A 15,382-nucleotide genomic window follows, 5' to 3' on the forward strand; every position below is an offset into this window, starting at 1 on the left:
GAATGAGTCAGCGTCGTTTTTCCCAATAGTCGAGCCGTTTTTGGAGTTGTTGCTCGAAGCCACGGCTCGTCGGTGTATAATATTTAGGACGTTTCCGGGCCAAGTTTTCCGGCCAGTAGTTTTGCGGGACGTACCCGTCTTTCTCGTCATGTGGATATTTGTAGCCGGCGCCATTACCGAGCTCGCGTGCCCCAGGGCTATGCGCGTCACGGAGATGGACCGGGACGGGACCACCTTCGACCGTCCGGACGTGATGGATCGCCTTGTCGATCGCGGTGATGACGGCGTTCGACTTCGGTGCCGTCGCCAGATAGAGGACGGCCTCGGCCATCGGGATGCGTGCCTCCGGGAACCCGATATGTTCGCTCGCCCGTGCGGCCGCGTCGACGATGACGAGCGCGTTCGGGTCGCTGAGACCGATATCTTCGGCCGCGTGAACGTACAGGCGACGCATGATAAAGCGCGGCGATTCGCCCGCCTCGATCATGACGGCGAGCCAGTACAGGGCGGCGTCCGGGTCCGAGCCGCGGATCGACTTGATGAACGCCGAGATGACGTCATAGTGTCGGTCGCCCGTCTTATCGTATTTGATGGCTTTTTGTTGGATCGACTCTTCGGCGACGTCGAGCGTGATTTGGATCTTGCCGTCGACTTCCGGCGTCGTCAAGACGGCCAGTTCGAGCGCGTTCAACAAGACACGGTAGTCACCGTCCGCCATTTTGATATAATGGTCAACGGCCGCGTCTTCGATTTCAACCGGGTAGTTGCCGAGCCCTTTCTTGTCGGCGAGCGCACGCTCAAGCACGACCCGGAGCTCGTCTTGTCCAGGCGGCTCGAGCCGAAACACGGTCGCGCGCGACAATAGCGCCGCATTGACCTCGAAACTTGGATTTTCGGTCGTCGCCCCGATCAAGACGAGCTTGCCGGCCTCTAGCGCCGGGAGCAACGCATCTTGTTGCAGTTTATTGAAACGATGGATCTCGTCTAAAAATAAAATCGTCCGCTCTTGCTCGAAATCAAAACGAGATTCGGCTGCACGGATGACGCTCCGCAGCTCATCTAGTTTTGCCGTGACGGCGTTCAATTGAACAAACGTCGCTTTCGTATAGTTTGAAATGACGCGAGCGAGCGTCGTCTTGCCAGTGCCGGGCGGACCATAAAGAATAATGGTGCCGAGCCGGTCGGCCTCGATGGCGCGGCGCAACAGCTTGCCTTCACCGATGATGTGGCGTTGACCGATGACTTCGTCTAATGTCTCCGGGCGCATCCGGTTGGCGAGCGGCCCGCTATTCGATTGTTGAAATAAATCACTCATACGGACACGTTCCTTTCGACAAACGTTTGTTCGAACAGTATAACAGAAGGAGAAACCAATATGAAAATATCTACTAAAGGCCGTTATGGTTTAACGATCATGATCGCGCTTGCCCGTGAGACGGACAGCAAACCGCTCAGTTTGAAGAAAATCGCGGCGCGCCATGAACTGCCAGAACATTACTTGGAACAATTGATCGGCCCGCTCCGTAACGGCGGTCTCGTCAAAAGTGTCCGCGGTGCCTACGGCGGTTATCAGCTCGTCAAATCACCGCGCGACATCACGGCCGGTGAGATCATTCGATTGCTCGAAGGCCCGCTGACGATCGTCGAAGACTCGGAGACGGACGACGCCGTGAAGCGAAAACTTTGGGACAAGATCAAAGCGGCGATCGAGACGGTGTTAGAAGAAACGACACTCGCCGATCTCGCGGAAGAAGATTCAGAAGGCTACATGTTCTATATTTAATGATGAGGTGAACGGATATGAACTATTTTGACCACGCGGCCACGACGCCGATGCGTCCTGAGGTGCTCGAGACGATGACTCCCTATTTTTTAGAGCAGTACGGCAATCCGTCGAGCATACATGGTGTCGGCCGGAAAGCTCGGGCGGCACTCGACGCGTCACGCCGGACGCTCGCGACATGGATCGGTGCGACGCCAAACGAGATCGTCTTCACGTCGGGCGGGACCGAGTCAGACAATTACGCCTTGTTCGGCGCGGCTTATGCGAACCAACACAAAGGGAAGCATGTGATCACGACGAAAGTCGAGCACCACGCCGTCTTGCATGCGATGGAGCAACTCGAGCGTGAAGGGTTCGACGTGACGTACTTAGACGTCGACGAGTCCGGTGCCGTATCGGTCGCTGCGCTCAAAGACGCGCTCCGTGACGATACGATCCTCGTCTCGGTCATGTACGGCAATAACGAGGTCGGGACAATCCAACCGATTGCTGACATCGGGGGCTTGCTAGCCGACCGGGATACGTTGTTCCATACGGACGCGGTCCAGGCGCTCGGCACAGAAACGATCGACGTGCACGCGCTCGGCGTCGACTTGTTGTCGGCGTCGGCACATAAAGTGAACGGTCCGAAAGGTATCGGTTTTCTTTTTATAAAAACAGGTGTAAAATTAGCGACGCGTTCTTTTGGAGGACAACAAGAACGGAAACGTCGAGCCGGCACGGAAAACGTTCCGGGTGCCGTCGGATTTAGCCGAGCGGCCGAACTGGTCATGGCCGAACGGAACGAGCGGGTGACAGCTTACCGAGAGATGGCTGACACGTTGCTACACACGCTTGATGAACTTGGCGTCGAGTACGAAGTGAACGGGGCGAACCGCTTGCCGCACATCGTCAACTTGTACCTGCCGGGCATCGAGCTTGAGCCGTTCCTGATCATGATGGATATACGTGGTTATGCCATTTCGAGCGGCAGTGCCTGCACGGCTGGAACGATTGAGCCGTCGCACGTGCTGACGGCCATGTACGGTCAATCTGACCGGACGAAACAATCGGTCCGCATCAGTTTTGGACTGGGCAACACGGTCGATGACGTGACACGGCTCGCCGAACGACTACATGAGGTCGTCTCGACATTTATGAACGGAGTGAGATAGATGAACTTACGAACAAAAGCCCCTGGAGACACGACGGTCGTCGTCGGGATGTCAGGCGGCGTCGATTCTTCGGTGACGGCCCATCTGTTAAAAGAGCAAGGGTATAACGTCATCGGGATCTTTATGAAAAACTGGGATGATACGGATGAGTCTGGATTCTGCACGGCGACAGAAGACTATGAGGACGTCATCGCGGTCGCCAACCAAATCGGGATCCCGTACTACGCGGTCAACTTCGAGAAAGAATATTGGGACCGCGTCTTTGAATATTTCTTAGCCGAGTATCGCCTCGGGCGGACACCGAACCCGGACGTCATGTGTAACAAAGAGATCAAGTTTAAGGCGTTCCTTGATCATGCGCTCCGACTCGGGGCCGACTTCGTCGCGACAGGGCATTACGCCCGCGTCGAGTTCGTCGACGGCGAGCACCGCCTGTTGCGTGGGAAAGATGACAACAAGGATCAAACGTACTTCTTGAACCAATTGTCGCAAGACCAACTCGCGCGGACGATGTTCCCGATCGGGCACATGGACAAAAAAGACGTCCGTGTCATCGCCGAGACTGCTGGACTCGCGACGGCGAAGAAGAAAGATTCGACCGGCATCTGCTTCATCGGTGAACGGAACTTCAAAGAGTTCCTCGGTCAATATTTGCCGTCACAACCAGGTGAGATGCAGACGCTCGACGGGGTTGTGAAAGGACGCCACGACGGGCTCATGTATTACACGCTCGGTCAGCGGCATGGTCTCGGCATCGGTGGAGACGGAGAGCCTTGGTTTGTCGTCGGGAAAGACGTCGAGAAGAACATCCTCTACGTCGGCCAAGGCTTCCACCACGACGCGCTCTATTCAGACGCGCTCTTCGCGTCACAATTGTCGTGGACCGGCTCGGCTCCTGAGGCGGAATTCCGGGCGACGGCGAAGTTCCGCTATCGTCAACAAGACGTGCCGGTAACGATCGCGCCGCTCGAAGGTGGCGAAGTACTCGTCAAATTTGATGAGCCACAACGTGCCATCACGCCAGGACAAGCCGTCGTCTTTTATGACGGGGATATCTGTCTAGGCGGGGCGACGATCGACAAAGCGTATATTAACGGGAAACAACTCGACTATATCGGATGAGGTGATGACAGTGAACGCAAACGAACAAGGCATCCAAGCGATGCAGCAAGGTGAATTTGAACAAGCGGCCAAACATTTCAACGACGCCATCGAGGCGAACCCGACGGACCCGACCGGTTACGTCAACATGGGCACACTGCTTCAAGCGATCGGTGACCATGAACGGGCGGTCGTCTTTTACGACAAGGCGCTCGAACTCGACAATGCGTTCGGTGCGGCCCATTACGCGAAAGGCGCGCTCGCCTATGAGCTCGAACAAGTCGACTTGGCCGAAGCGTCGCTTCGACAAGCGCTCCTTTCCGGCATGAATGATGCAGACTTGCACTTTATGCTCGGCTTGACGTACAAGGCGATGGGCGACTTCGTCCGCGCGTTGCCGCGACTTCGTGAAGCGAAAGCGCAAGCGCCGGAAGACGTCGAGATCACGTTCCAATACGGTCTCGCGCTCGCGCAAAACGAGCAGCTCGACATGGCGGTCGAAGCACTCGAAGACACGCTCGACTTGGATGCGTCGCATACCGACGCCCGCTACAACTTGGCGATCGCCTATGCGTTCCTCGGAGAGCAGGACAAGACGTACGCCGAACTTGAACGCGTACTCGAACTGCAACCGGACCATGAGCTCGCGCGTGACGCGAAAGCGAAGATGGATGCGTTGCTCGGGAATTGAATCGACACTAAACAAAAGTGCCTTCGCGACATGCGAAGGCACTTTTTTGACGTACGAATTGTCTAGATGGCCAATCGTCCGATGAACCAGATGAAAAGATTCCCAGCCGCGAGCAGGAGTGTGCAGGCGAGAGCGATATAGCTCCACATGACCGGGCCACCCGATTTAGACTTACGCACACCGTCGATCAAGATCACGAATATCGCCACGAATGATAACAAGGTAAGTGTGAAAAAAGAGGTCGGTCGATCGAGCGTGGGAAACGCATCAATCACAAAGTAAAGCAAATACGTCAACAAGCCGAGGCAAGCCGCAGTAAGAAGCGAGACAGCTTTCATAAGTCACGTCCTTTTCCAGTTTCTCTCATCTTATCACGTGGTTTACTTCAACTTAATTTGAATCATAGCTGTTTCGTCGTGATCTTCACCGGCTCGCCGGCAAACTCGCCGTACGCCTCGTCCATATTTTTCGTATACAATTCGATGACGTTCTTGCTCGGGTCTTTAAAGTAGGCCGAGCGCTCTTTGCCGTTGACCGTCTCGTCCTCGTCCCACGTCCGCAGCTTCGTCGGGATCGCTGACGCCTCGAGCACCTCGAGCGCTTGATCGAACGAGTTCATCGGCACGAAAAAGGCGCAATGGACGTGGGTGCCGCCTTCGTCATACAGTGTGTCCCATTCGGTCACTTGCTGCTGGCGATTTTCTTCCTCGTCTGTCGTAAAGTCACGCTTCAGCCATAGACCGAGCCGCGTATTGCCGCCGACGTACAGCCATGTCGCCCATGGTTCGTTCGCCCCTTCTTGCGACGCACTCGGTTCGGCGTCATCGCCGACCCATTGCTCGACGACCGGCAGACCGAGCTTTCCGTGCCAAAAATCGACGGCCTCCGTCATGTCGGTCACTTCTAAGACGAGTTCACATAGTCCACTGATTGGTAGCCGTTTCGTCATCATTGTTTCCTCCTTCATGGTTTCACTTCGACAGTTCCCGCTTTGATTCACCGAAAAACGTGCATAGCTTGTTTCAGGTTCGGGGAAAAGAAGGGGAACGCTAGAAAGGGGAGACATTATGCGCATACTTAGTTTATTTAGTGTCGTCGTATTTTTCATTGTCGAATGGTTCATGCTCGGACGTTTATTTACAGCGGTCGATGAACGGCTTGCCACGGGAGAATGGACGAACAATCTGTTGTACCGGGTCGTCGTCGAGTCAGAGCGGGCGACGTCGACGCTCTTGTTATTATTTGTGACGTTCCTCGTCATCGGGATCCTCATGCATTGGCTGTTGTCATCAAACCGGTCGTGGACCAAGACGCTCGGGACGGTCGGTGTGGCGTGGGTCGTCCCAGCACTGCTCGCGCTCACCGCCTGGTTCATCCCGAACCCGTATGTTCAACTCGTCATCATCGTCTTGCAACTCTCGTTCATCCCGCTCATCCCGTTCGTCGGACAGACGGTACGGCTCGGTCACGTCGTTCTCAACTGGGGTGTCCACGTAGCGGCCGCCGGGCTCGTCTTCTTCATTCAACGGCCGTCACTCGAGCAGCTGTTCCGCATCGAGCGGACCGAGCTATTCGACCGGCTTGAAGGATACGTCAACTCAGGTGAACTCGAACGGTTCGAGCGGTTGCTAGAGACCGTCGACTTGGAGCAACTCGAACGCATCTTAAATCGGGTCGATATCGACCAATTGATTAGGCTGCTCGAGCGGCTCAATCTCGATCAACTCGAGCAAATCTTGAATCTATTCAGTTAGTCGATTTGTTCTACCGTTCGAACTCGGGCTATAATGGGGAATGGAAAACTAGCTGGAGGTGGCTCGAATGATAGCAGCACCTTACGAGTTGACAGGAAAAGTCATCCGCGTCCTGTTTCAATCGGAAGAAGAAGCGCATACCATTGCGCTCGTACGTATAAAAGAGAAAAATTTTGAGACAGACGAGACCGAAATGGTCATCGCCGGCGTCGGTGTCGGCATTGAGAAAGGCGAGACGTACAAAGCGCACGGCCGTCTCGTCGACCATCCACGGTTTGGCAAACAGATGAAAGCGGATTGGATCCGCCGCGTCGTCCCGATGACGAAGCGAGCTGCTGTCCGTTTTTTGACGAACGGATCGTTTCCGGGGATCGGCCAAAAGACGGCACAAAAAATCGCGGACACGCTCGGTGACGATTGTATCGACCAGATCGTCAAGCATCCCGATGTCTTATCGAAAGTCGAAGGGTTGAAAGAAAAACAAGCCCGCGTCATCACCGAGCGGTTGAACGTCTTATATGGGGTCGACCAGCTGTTGCTGTTTTTAGCCCCGTTCGACGTGACACCGCGACTCGCCTCGAAGATTCATAAAGAGTATGAAGGTCGGGCCATGGAGACGATTGAAAAGAATCCATACGCGCTCATGTATGACGTGCAAGGCATCGGCTTCAAGACGGCAGACGCCATCGCCGCCCACTTCGGGATTCAAGGCATCCATCCGGAGCGGATCGCGGCGGCGGTATTGTATGTGCTCGAACTCGAGCAAGGGAACGGACACTTGTTCGTCACGGCCGATCAACTCGCGAACGAGATGCCGCGCATCATCGGCGGCGACCCGGGCGAGGCGCTCAACGGCGCGCTCGAGACGCTCGTCAAGGACGAACGGATCATCGTCGAGGACGGCGTCGTCTATCATCCGCGCATCTACCGGGCTGAACGCAAAGCAGCCGAAGAACTGGCCCGGATCATGTCGACATCGACGACGGAAGACGTCGATATGACGACGATCTTTGATGCGGTCGGCCGGGTCGAGGAGATGTTCTCGATCGAGTACGCCAAACAACAGCGCGAAGCGATCGAGCTCGCCTTGAAGTCCCCGCTCATGGTGCTCACCGGCGGACCGGGAACAGGGAAGACGACCGTCGTCCGCGGCATCATCCACGCGCTCAGCGACGTGTTCGATTGGAAACTCGAGCCGGTACCGAACCAACCGTTCCCGTTCGTCCTCGCCGCACCGACCGGACGCGCTGCCAAGCGGCTCAGTGAATCGACCGGGCTGCCGGCCTCGACGATTCATCGGTTGCTCAAGTTTGACGGTAGCTCGTTCCAAGTCGATGACACGAACCCGCTCGTCGGCAAAGTGTTGATCGTCGACGAGGCGTCGATGATCGATATCTTCTTGTTCCGCAGCCTATTGCGGGCCGTGCCGAACGGGATGAAAATCTTGTTCGTCGGTGACCGTGATCAACTCCCGTCGGTCGGACCGGGCCAAGTGCTCGCCGACTTGATGGCGACCGGCGGCATCCCTGTCGTCCGGCTCGACGTCGTCCATCGCCAGGCGTCCGAATCGAGCATCCTGCGCCTGGCGCACGCGCTCAACGCGAAACAAATGCCGGACGACTTGCTCGCGGCGTTGCCGGACCGCCGCTTCTATACAGCGAACCAAGAGACGGCGCTGCAGGCGATCTGTCAGATGGCCGGCGCCGCACTGCGAAAAGGCTATTCGCCGTTCGATATCCAAGTGCTCGCCCCGACGTATCGGGGGGTGTGCGGCATCGATGGGTTGAACGAGGCGCTCCAAAACGTGTTCAATCCGAAGTCGGCGGCAAGGGAAGTAAAACACGGCAATCGGACGTACCGGAGCGGCGACAAAGTGCTCCAACTCGTCAACAACGCCGAAGAGAACGTCTATAACGGTGACATCGGCGAGATCACGAACATCTTCTTCGCCAAAGAGAACGTCGACAAAGTCGATAAGATTTACATCCGCTTCGACCAGACCGAGGTCGAATACAACCGCAGCGAATGGGACCAGTTCACCCACGCCTATGCGATTACGATCCATAAGTCGCAAGGCTCCGAGTTTCCGATCGTACTCATGCCCGTCTTCTTCAACGGCGGGTTCCGCTCGTCGCGCAACTTGATCTATACGGCCGTCACGCGGGCGAAGAAGAGTTTGCTCTTGTTCGGCGACGTCCGGGCGCTCGAGGCGGCGACGCGGGAAGAAGAGCCGGTGCGGCGGACAAAACTCGTCGAACGGCTTGGCGGCAAGTCTTGACGTCTGGTTTCTGACATGTGATAATGACCAATAGAAAACTGAAACGATTAAAGACGATGAAGGAAATGAGTACGTCGTAACCGCCTCACCAGAGACATCTTCCTAGGCTGTGAGAAGATGGGGGTCGGTCGACCGAAGCTAGTCTGGAGTCCCCACTCACCCTGGGCGTCTCATCCGCGTTATCGGATGTTTCGAGGCACGGTAAATCCGTGCGAACGAGGGTGGTACCACGAAGCGATGCTTTCGTCCCTTTCCACAGGGATGGGCATCGCTTTTTTTTCGTTTCGTTCAGAATAAGGAGGAATTGTTGATGAAACCGCTCAAACCATTAACTGGCGCCGAGATTCGCCAAATGTATTTAGATTTCTTTAAGTCAAAAGGACACGCGGTCGAGCCGAGTGCCTCACTCGTACCGGTCGAGGACCCGACACTTCTTTGGATCAACTCAGGCGTCGCGACGCTTAAAAAATATTTTGACGGCCGCGTCATTCCGGCAAACCCGCGTATCGTCAACGCCCAGAAGTCGATTCGGACGAACGATATCGAGAACGTCGGGAAGACGGCGCGTCACCATACGTTCTTCGAGATGCTCGGGAACTTCTCGGTCGGTGAATATTTCCGCGAAGACGCCATCAAATGGGGTTGGGAACTACTCACGAGCGACGACTGGTACGGGCTTGACCCGGACTTTTTGTCGGTAACGATTCACCCGGACGACGAGGAAGCGAAACAAATTTGGCTCGAGTTAGGTGTTCCTGCTGACCGGATCATCCCGCTCAAAGAAAACTTCTGGGAGATCGGCGAAGGCCCGTCTGGCCCGAATACGGAGATCTTCTTCGACCGCGGCCCGGCGTTCGGTGACGACCCGACCGACCCGGAACTTTATCCAGGCGGCGAAAACGAGCGTTACCTTGAAATTTGGAACATCGTCTTCAGCCAGTTCAACCATGACGGTCACGGTAACTATACCGAGCTCCCGCGTAAAAACATTGATACAGGGATGGGACTCGAGCGAATGGCGAGTGTGCTTCAAGACGTGCCGACGAACTTCGACACCGACTTGTTCATGCCGATCATTCGCGAGACAGAAAAAATCAGCGGTGAGACGTACCGGGCTAACAACAGTAAAGACGTGGCGTTCAAAGTCATCGCCGACCACATCCGGACCGTATCGTTCGCGATCGGGGACGGGGCACTCCCGTCAAACGAAGGCCGCGGCTACGTGTTGCGCCGTCTGCTCCGTCGTGCCGTCCGTTATGCGAAGATGCTTGGGATCGAACGTCCGTTCATGTTTGAACTCGTCGACGTCGTCGGCGACATCATGGTCGACTTCTATCCAGAAGTGAGTGAGAAAAAGGACTTCATCAAAAAAGTCATCAAGAACGAAGAGGAGCGCTTCCACGAGACGCTTCACGACGGCCTTGCGATCTTGAACGAAGTCGCGAAAGCACAAAAAGCAACTGGATCGAACGTGATCAGTGGAGAAGACGCGTTCCGTCTATACGACACGTACGGCTTCCCGCTCGAGTTGACGATCGAATACGCAGAAGATCACAAGTTGACGGTCGATGAGGATGGATTTAAGCAAGCGATGAACGCACAACGTGAACGGGCCCGTACGGCGCGTGCTGACGTCGAGTCGATGCAAATTCAATCCGGTGTCCTCGCTGACATCAAGCTCCCGTCATCATTCGTCGGGTACACGGACCTTGAGTCTGAAGCGAAAATCGTCAGCTTGATTCATAACGGCGAGCTTGCGGACGTCGTCGCGGCAGGAGAAGAGGCGCAAGTCATCCTTGACCACACCCCGTTCTACGCCGAGAGCGGCGGTCAAGTCGGTGACAAAGGCCGAATCGTCGGGACGGACTTCGTCTTGCGCGTCACGGGTGTATCAAAAGCACCGAACGGTCAAAACTTGCATGCGGTCGTCGTCGATTCAGGAATCGCCAAGGCTGAGGTCGCGGTGACAGCTACGGTCGATAAAGACGAGCGCCAAGCGATCATCAAGAACCATACGGCGACGCACTTGTTGCACCGCGCTTTGAAAGACACGCTCGGTGAGCACGTCAATCAAGCCGGATCCCTCGTGACACCGGACCGTCTCCGCTTCGACTTCTCGCACTTCGGTCAAGTGACAGCGGAAGAACTCCAGTCGATCGAACGTCAAGTGAACGAGAAGATTTGGGCATCGATCAGTGTCGATATCGAAGAGATGAACATCGCCGACGCAAAAGCGAAGGGAGCGATGGCGCTGTTCGGAGAGAAGTACGGGGACGTCGTCCGCGTCGTCGCGGCCGGTGATTACTCGGTCGAGCTATGCGGAGGTTGCCACGTCGCCAACACGGCTGAAATCGGGTTGTTCAAAATTTTGTCTGAGTCAGGTATCGGGGCCGGGACTCGCCGGATCGAGGCAGTCACAGGCGCTGGCGCGTATGAAGTCATGAACCAACATATCGAGACGCTTGAAGCGGCTGCGAAACTGTTGAAGACGAAACCGTTCGAAGTGCCTACTCGCGTCCAAGCGCTTCAAGTTGAAATGAAAGAGACGGAACGGGCGACCGAGTCGTTGAAAGCCAAACTTGCGAACATCGAGGCGTCAACGCTCACAGATTCGATCGAGACGTACGGCGACGTCCAATTGATCGCTAAACGTGTCGACGGACAAGATATGGATGCGCTCCGGGGCATGGTCGACGAGTTGAAAGGAAAACTTGGATCAGCCGTCATTATTCTCGGATCAGCGAACGGCGACAAGGTCAACCTCGTCGCAGGTGTGACAAAAGACTTGAACGACCGCGGTTTCCACGCCGGGAAATTGATTAAAGAAGTCGCGACTCGTTGCGGTGGAGGCGGCGGCGGCCGTCCTGATATGGCGCAAGCCGGAGGTCGTGATGCGACAAAACTGGACGAAGCATTGAAGTTTGCTTCACATTACGTTCAATCACTGGCATAATAGAATGTGAAGTGCAAACGGAAAGAGGTGGATTCTTGTGAGCCAAATGGATCGCACGATGCAATTCAATTTTCCAGAAGATGATAATCGAGCCAATACTCGGGAGACACTGATCACGGTGTATCAAGCACTCGAGGAAAAAGGCTACCAACCGATCAATCAAATCGTCGGATACTTGTTGTCAGGTGACCCTGCCTACATTCCGCGTCATAACGATGCGCGAAACTTGATTCGCAAAATTGAGCGAGATGAACTGCTCGAAGAGTTGGTCAAATCGTATTTGAACGATCGGAAAGAGGACTAATATGAAGCGAGTTATGGGGCTTGATGTCGGTTCGAAGACGATTGGGGTCGCAGTGAGCGATCTCATGGGTTGGACGGCGCAAGGTGTGGAGACGGTCTATTGGACGGAACCCGACTTTGAACAGGCTGTTCGTTTGCTTCGACCGATTATCGAGCAGTACGATGTGAAAGAAGTCGTCGTTGGTCTTCCGAAGAATATGAACGCAACGATCGGTCCTCGGGGTGAGGCGTCACAGGCGTTTGCCGCCGCCCTCACCGAGGCGACTGGTTTGCCGACAGTTCTCGTCGACGAACGTTTAACGACGATGCAAGCGGAGCGGATGCTCATTTCAGCAGACGTCAGCCGTAAAAAGAGAAAGGCCGTCATCGATAAGATGGCAGCCGTCATGATTTTACAAAATTACCTGGATCGTCCAGGGAAATAAGGAGGAACTACGCATGGCAGAAATCCGTCGTGAAGAAGAAATGTACCGTATTCCAGATGAAAATGGAGACGAGCATTTATTTGCAGAAATTTTCCGTATGACGAGCGACCGTTCGAAAAAGACGTTTGTCGTCCTCGAACCAGTCGGTAACCCGGAATCGGAAGATGAAGATACAATCGAAGTTTACGCGTTTGAAATCGAAGAACTTGAAGATGGTGAGTTCATCTTGAAACTCGTCGAAGATGATGACGACTTTGAAGAAGTGATGGAAGCGTTCGACATCGTCAACGACGAAGTCGGATTAGACTAATAAGTGGACGGGCGGCTAGGGTGAACCCTCGTCGCCCATCTTCATACAGAAGAACAGGGGAGAACACGCATGAACCATCCATCGATGCCTGATGAGAAGCGTGCACGTAGCCGGATCGTTCGCCGCATCACGGTTATTATTCTTGCTGTCTTTCTTCTTGTCATCGCCACGGGCGCCGCTGTCTCGTATGCATTCGTAAAGCGGTCACTTGAGCCGATCGATCCCGCTTCGTCCGAAACAGTCGAAGTCGAGGTTCCGCTCGGTGCAGGCTCAGGTTATATTGGCGAACTGCTCGAAGAGAATGGACTTGTGAGGAGTAGCACGATTTTCCGTTTATACACACGGTTTAAAAATGAGTCATCGTTCCAAGCGGGGACGTATACGCTGTCTCCGTCACAGTCACTTGACGAGTTGATCGCCACGCTGAAGACGGGTAAAGTGATCGTCGTACCTGACATCAAACTCGTCATTCCAGAAGGATTCACAATCGATCAAGTCATCGCGCGGCTCGCCAACGTGGCTGAAATTCCGAAAGAAGAGATTTCGGCACAGCTGAGCGATCAGGAATATATCCGTTCACTCGTCGCCGAACACGAGATGTTGACCGAAGAAGTGTTAGCAGAAGGGATTTATCACCCGCTCGAAGGCTACTTGTTCCCGGCCACGTATGAGTTCGACAAAGGTGTCACGCTCACACAAATCATCGATGAGATGCTCAAGCCGACCGAACAGCTTTATCTCGAGTATGCTGATACTGTCGAGGCGTCAGGACGTACGTTCCACGAGACGCTCGCCCTCGCTTCCGTCATCGAAAAAGAAGCAGTATCGACAGAAGACCGTCAAGAGATTGCCGGCGTATTTGAGAACCGGCTTGCGGACGGGATGAAGTTGCAATCCGACCCGACCGTTTGGTACGGAACGGGCGAGACGTCAATTTTCACGTCGTTCAATGATTTGCAAAACGATTCACTGTATAACACATACCGTTACCCTGGGATCCCGATTGGTCCGATCGCCTCGGTCAGTCGTGATGCGTTCGTAGCGACGCTCAACCCGAACGATACAGACAACGTTTATTTCTACGCACGGCCGCCTCGCGAAGGTTTCCCGAGCGGAGAAGTTCTGTTTGAAGTGACATATGAGGCACATCAACAGAACGTCAACAAATATCGCCCCGAATGGGAAGCGTTCGAAGAAGCAAACAACTGATAGATATGCGACCGGAGGCCTTGGCTTCCGGTCGTTTGAATGAATAGAGAGTAAGAGGTGTAAGACGTGGAACATTCATCCTATGAAGGATACGTGGAGGACTTGATTTTAAACCGGTCACCGCTCTTAGCGGAGATGGAAGAGTTCGCGCGCGTTCATCACGTGCCGATCATGGACTTGACCGGCTCAGAGGTGTTATTATCGTTGCTCGCGATGCAACGGCCGCAGCGTATACTTGAAGTCGGGACGGCGATCGGATACAGTGCGATCCGCATGGCTGAGCTGTTGCCAGAGGCCGAGATCGTTACAATCGAACGCAACGCACGTCGTTACGAGGAAGCGCTCGGCTTTATCGGACGGTCGGGCGTCTCGGACCGGATCACCGTCATTCACGGCGATGCGGTCGAACTGATTGGATCGATTGAAGGATCGTTTGATGCGGTTTTCATCGATGCAGCCAAAGGCCAATATCAAAAATTCTTTGATGGGTATGGCGCTTTAGTACCAATTGGTGGTACTATTTACAGCGATAATTTGTTTTTGAGAGGAGACGTCCTGCTCGAAGACGTGTCAGTTCTTGACCGTCGGAGACGCCGGCTCGTCCGTCTCGTAAAACAGTTTACTGAGCAATTGATGGCACGGACCGATTATCACACCGCGATTTTGCCTCTCGGTGATGGCCTAGCAATCAGTCGTAAATTACGATGAGGAGGATTTAACTTTGATGCAACATAAACCCGTCATTATCGGCGTGGCCGGTGGGACTGGATCTGGAAAGACGACCGTCGCCCGTGCACTCGTGGATGCGTTCAAAGGACAATCGGTCGTCATGATCGAGCAAGACGCCTACTATAAAGACCAGTCAGAAATGACGATGGAAGAGCGGTATAAGACGAACTATGACCACCCGTTCGCATTCGACAACGATTTGTTGATTGAACAGATCAAGCAGTTGCAAAATCATCAAGCGATCGAGAAGCCGGTTTACGATTATGCCGCCCATACACGTTCGGACGAGACGATTTCGATCCAACCGGTCGACGTCGTCATCGTCGAAGGGATTTTAGCACTCGAGGACGACCGTCTTCGTGAGTTGATGGATATTAAAGTGTTCGTCGACACAGACGCCGACGTCCGGATTTTACGCCGGATGCAACGCGATCTTAACGAGCGGGGACGCTCGATTGATTCGGTCGTCGCCCAATATACGAACGTTGTCCGTCCGATGCACTTGCAATTTTGCGAGCCGACGAAGCGTTACGCAGACATCATCGTCCCTGAAGGCGGCGAGAATTTTGTCGCCATCGATCTGCTCGTGACGAAGATCCGCTGGGTGCTTACGGAACGCAATCGGGCCTACTAAAATAAATCGTTTTCAATTCTGATTTGCTGTAATATACTAGGAGACAATGAAGGAGTGA

At 54.5% G+C, this 15,382-nt stretch carries 16 protein-coding genes; 13 read left to right on the plus strand and 3 right to left on the minus strand.

The features are described 5' to 3' along the window. Positions 1-7 precede the first annotated feature (7 nt). Complete coding sequence (locus tag EVJ28_RS00100; RefSeq protein ID WP_131457337.1) at positions 8-1,315, minus strand: replication-associated recombination protein A; 1,308 nt, start codon at positions 1,313-1,315, stop codon at positions 8-10. Between the two features lie 60 nt (positions 1,316-1,375). Here EVJ28_RS00100 and cymR point away from each other — a divergent pair, with 60 nt between their 5' ends. Genes cymR through EVJ28_RS00120 form a run of 4 tightly spaced genes read left to right on the plus strand, consistent with a single transcriptional unit; the run spans position 1,376 to position 4,729 of the window. Next, a complete protein-coding gene (gene cymR, locus EVJ28_RS00105) occupies positions 1,376-1,783 on the plus strand; it encodes a cysteine metabolism transcriptional regulator CymR (protein WP_131468652.1) in 408 nt (135 codons plus the stop codon). A 17-nt stretch (positions 1,784-1,800) separates the two neighbouring features. After that, the gene (locus tag EVJ28_RS00110) at positions 1,801-2,937 is read left to right on the plus strand and encodes a cysteine desulfurase family protein (RefSeq protein ID WP_131487788.1); all 1,137 of its coding nucleotides are present in this window, start codon (positions 1,801-1,803) and stop codon (positions 2,935-2,937) included. Then, a complete protein-coding gene (gene mnmA, locus EVJ28_RS00115) occupies positions 2,938-4,059 on the plus strand; it encodes a tRNA 2-thiouridine(34) synthase MnmA (RefSeq protein WP_131468654.1) in 1,122 nt (373 codons plus the stop codon). Positions 4,060-4,063: 4 nt separating this feature from the next. Then, the gene (locus EVJ28_RS00120) at positions 4,064-4,729 is read left to right on the plus strand and encodes a tetratricopeptide repeat protein (RefSeq protein ID WP_201738311.1); all 666 of its coding nucleotides are present in this window, start codon (positions 4,064-4,066) and stop codon (positions 4,727-4,729) included. A gap of 62 nt (positions 4,730-4,791) precedes the next feature. Here the strand turns inward: EVJ28_RS00120 and EVJ28_RS00125 are convergent, their stop codons facing one another. Both EVJ28_RS00125 and EVJ28_RS00130 read right to left on the minus strand, forming a co-directional pair. Continuing rightward, the gene (locus tag EVJ28_RS00125) at positions 4,792-5,067 is read right to left on the minus strand and encodes a hypothetical protein (protein ID WP_131457329.1); all 276 of its coding nucleotides are present in this window, start codon (positions 5,065-5,067) and stop codon (positions 4,792-4,794) included. Positions 5,068-5,129: 62 nt separating this feature from the next. After that, positions 5,130-5,678, minus strand: a complete 549-nt coding sequence (locus EVJ28_RS00130; protein ID WP_236633982.1) for a VOC family protein — start codon at positions 5,676-5,678, stop codon at positions 5,130-5,132. 118 nt (positions 5,679-5,796) lie between these two features. On the opposite strand from EVJ28_RS00130, the gene EVJ28_RS00135 reads away from it, so the two are divergent. The 9 genes from EVJ28_RS00135 (at position 5,797) to udk (ending at position 15,324) form a co-directional block, all read left to right on the plus strand. Beyond that, positions 5,797-6,483, plus strand: a complete 687-nt coding sequence (locus EVJ28_RS00135) for a magnesium and cobalt transport protein CorA (RefSeq protein WP_131468661.1) — start codon at positions 5,797-5,799, stop codon at positions 6,481-6,483. Positions 6,484-6,550: 67 nt separating this feature from the next. Next, positions 6,551-8,761 (plus strand): SF1B family DNA helicase RecD2, encoded by a 2,211-nt coding sequence (recD2, locus tag EVJ28_RS00140; RefSeq protein ID WP_201738310.1) that lies wholly within the window; start codon positions 6,551-6,553, stop codon positions 8,759-8,761. Between the two features lie 310 nt (positions 8,762-9,071). Beyond that, positions 9,072-11,714: an alanine--tRNA ligase gene (gene alaS, locus EVJ28_RS00145; RefSeq protein ID WP_131457323.1), complete on the plus strand. Its 2,643-nt coding sequence runs from the start codon at positions 9,072-9,074 to the stop codon at positions 11,712-11,714. 37 nt (positions 11,715-11,751) lie between these two features. Further along, positions 11,752-12,018 carry an IreB family regulatory phosphoprotein gene (locus EVJ28_RS00150; RefSeq protein WP_035386073.1) on the plus strand — a complete coding sequence of 89 codons (267 nt, stop codon included), beginning with the start codon at positions 11,752-11,754 and terminating at the stop codon, positions 12,016-12,018. Position 12,019: 1 nt separating this feature from the next. After that, positions 12,020-12,442 carry a Holliday junction resolvase RuvX gene (gene ruvX, locus EVJ28_RS00155; protein WP_070327649.1) on the plus strand — a complete coding sequence of 141 codons (423 nt, stop codon included), beginning with the start codon at positions 12,020-12,022 and terminating at the stop codon, positions 12,440-12,442. Between the two features lie 13 nt (positions 12,443-12,455). Continuing rightward, positions 12,456-12,752 (plus strand): DUF1292 domain-containing protein, encoded by a 297-nt coding sequence (locus tag EVJ28_RS00160; protein ID WP_016508787.1) that lies wholly within the window; start codon positions 12,456-12,458, stop codon positions 12,750-12,752. Positions 12,753-12,821: 69 nt separating this feature from the next. Beyond that, positions 12,822-13,961: an endolytic transglycosylase MltG gene (gene mltG / locus EVJ28_RS00165; protein ID WP_131457321.1), complete on the plus strand. Its 1,140-nt coding sequence runs from the start codon at positions 12,822-12,824 to the stop codon at positions 13,959-13,961. Between the two features lie 66 nt (positions 13,962-14,027). Beyond that, entirely contained in the window at positions 14,028-14,669 is a 642-nt protein-coding gene (locus tag EVJ28_RS00170) for an O-methyltransferase (protein WP_131457319.1), read from the plus strand. Between the two features lie 16 nt (positions 14,670-14,685). After that, a complete protein-coding gene (udk, locus tag EVJ28_RS00175) occupies positions 14,686-15,324 on the plus strand; it encodes a uridine kinase (RefSeq protein ID WP_131457317.1) in 639 nt (212 codons plus the stop codon). The last annotated feature ends 58 nt before the right edge of the window (positions 15,325-15,382 follow it).

Source organism: Exiguobacterium sp. SH3S3, from assembly GCF_004337115.1.
Classification (GTDB): Bacteria; Bacillota; Bacilli; order Exiguobacteriales; family Exiguobacteriaceae; genus Exiguobacterium; species Exiguobacterium aurantiacum_A.

What these genes read in the sequence shown, in the direction of transcription:
- ruvX (WP_070327649.1), top strand. Translation starts at nt 12,020, where the DNA reads ATGAAGCGAGTTATGGGGCTTGATGTCGGTTCGAAGACGATTGGGGTC.
- EVJ28_RS00110 (WP_131487788.1), top strand. Translation starts at nt 1,801, where the DNA reads ATGAACTATTTTGACCACGCGGCCACGACGCCGATGCGTCCTGAGGTG.
- recD2 (WP_201738310.1), top strand. Translation starts at nt 6,551, where the DNA reads ATGATAGCAGCACCTTACGAGTTGACAGGAAAAGTCATCCGCGTCCTG.
- EVJ28_RS00160 (WP_016508787.1), top strand. Translation starts at nt 12,456, where the DNA reads ATGGCAGAAATCCGTCGTGAAGAAGAAATGTACCGTATTCCAGATGAA.
- udk (WP_131457317.1), top strand. Translation starts at nt 14,686, where the DNA reads ATGCAACATAAACCCGTCATTATCGGCGTGGCCGGTGGGACTGGATCT.
- EVJ28_RS00120 (WP_201738311.1), top strand. Translation starts at nt 4,064, where the DNA reads ATGACAGTGAACGCAAACGAACAAGGCATCCAAGCGATGCAGCAAGGT.
- mnmA (WP_131468654.1), top strand. Translation starts at nt 2,938, where the DNA reads ATGAACTTACGAACAAAAGCCCCTGGAGACACGACGGTCGTCGTCGGG.
- cymR (WP_131468652.1), top strand. Translation starts at nt 1,376, where the DNA reads ATGAAAATATCTACTAAAGGCCGTTATGGTTTAACGATCATGATCGCG.
- alaS (WP_131457323.1), top strand. Translation starts at nt 9,072, where the DNA reads ATGAAACCGCTCAAACCATTAACTGGCGCCGAGATTCGCCAAATGTAT.
- EVJ28_RS00130 (WP_236633982.1), bottom strand. Translation starts at nt 5,678, where the DNA reads ATGACGAAACGGCTACCAATCAGTGGACTATGTGAACTCGTCTTAGAA.
- EVJ28_RS00135 (WP_131468661.1), top strand. Translation starts at nt 5,797, where the DNA reads ATGCGCATACTTAGTTTATTTAGTGTCGTCGTATTTTTCATTGTCGAA.
- mltG (WP_131457321.1), top strand. Translation starts at nt 12,822, where the DNA reads ATGAACCATCCATCGATGCCTGATGAGAAGCGTGCACGTAGCCGGATC.
- EVJ28_RS00100 (WP_131457337.1), bottom strand. Translation starts at nt 1,315, where the DNA reads ATGAGTGATTTATTTCAACAATCGAATAGCGGGCCGCTCGCCAACCGG.
- EVJ28_RS00125 (WP_131457329.1), bottom strand. Translation starts at nt 5,067, where the DNA reads ATGAAAGCTGTCTCGCTTCTTACTGCGGCTTGCCTCGGCTTGTTGACG.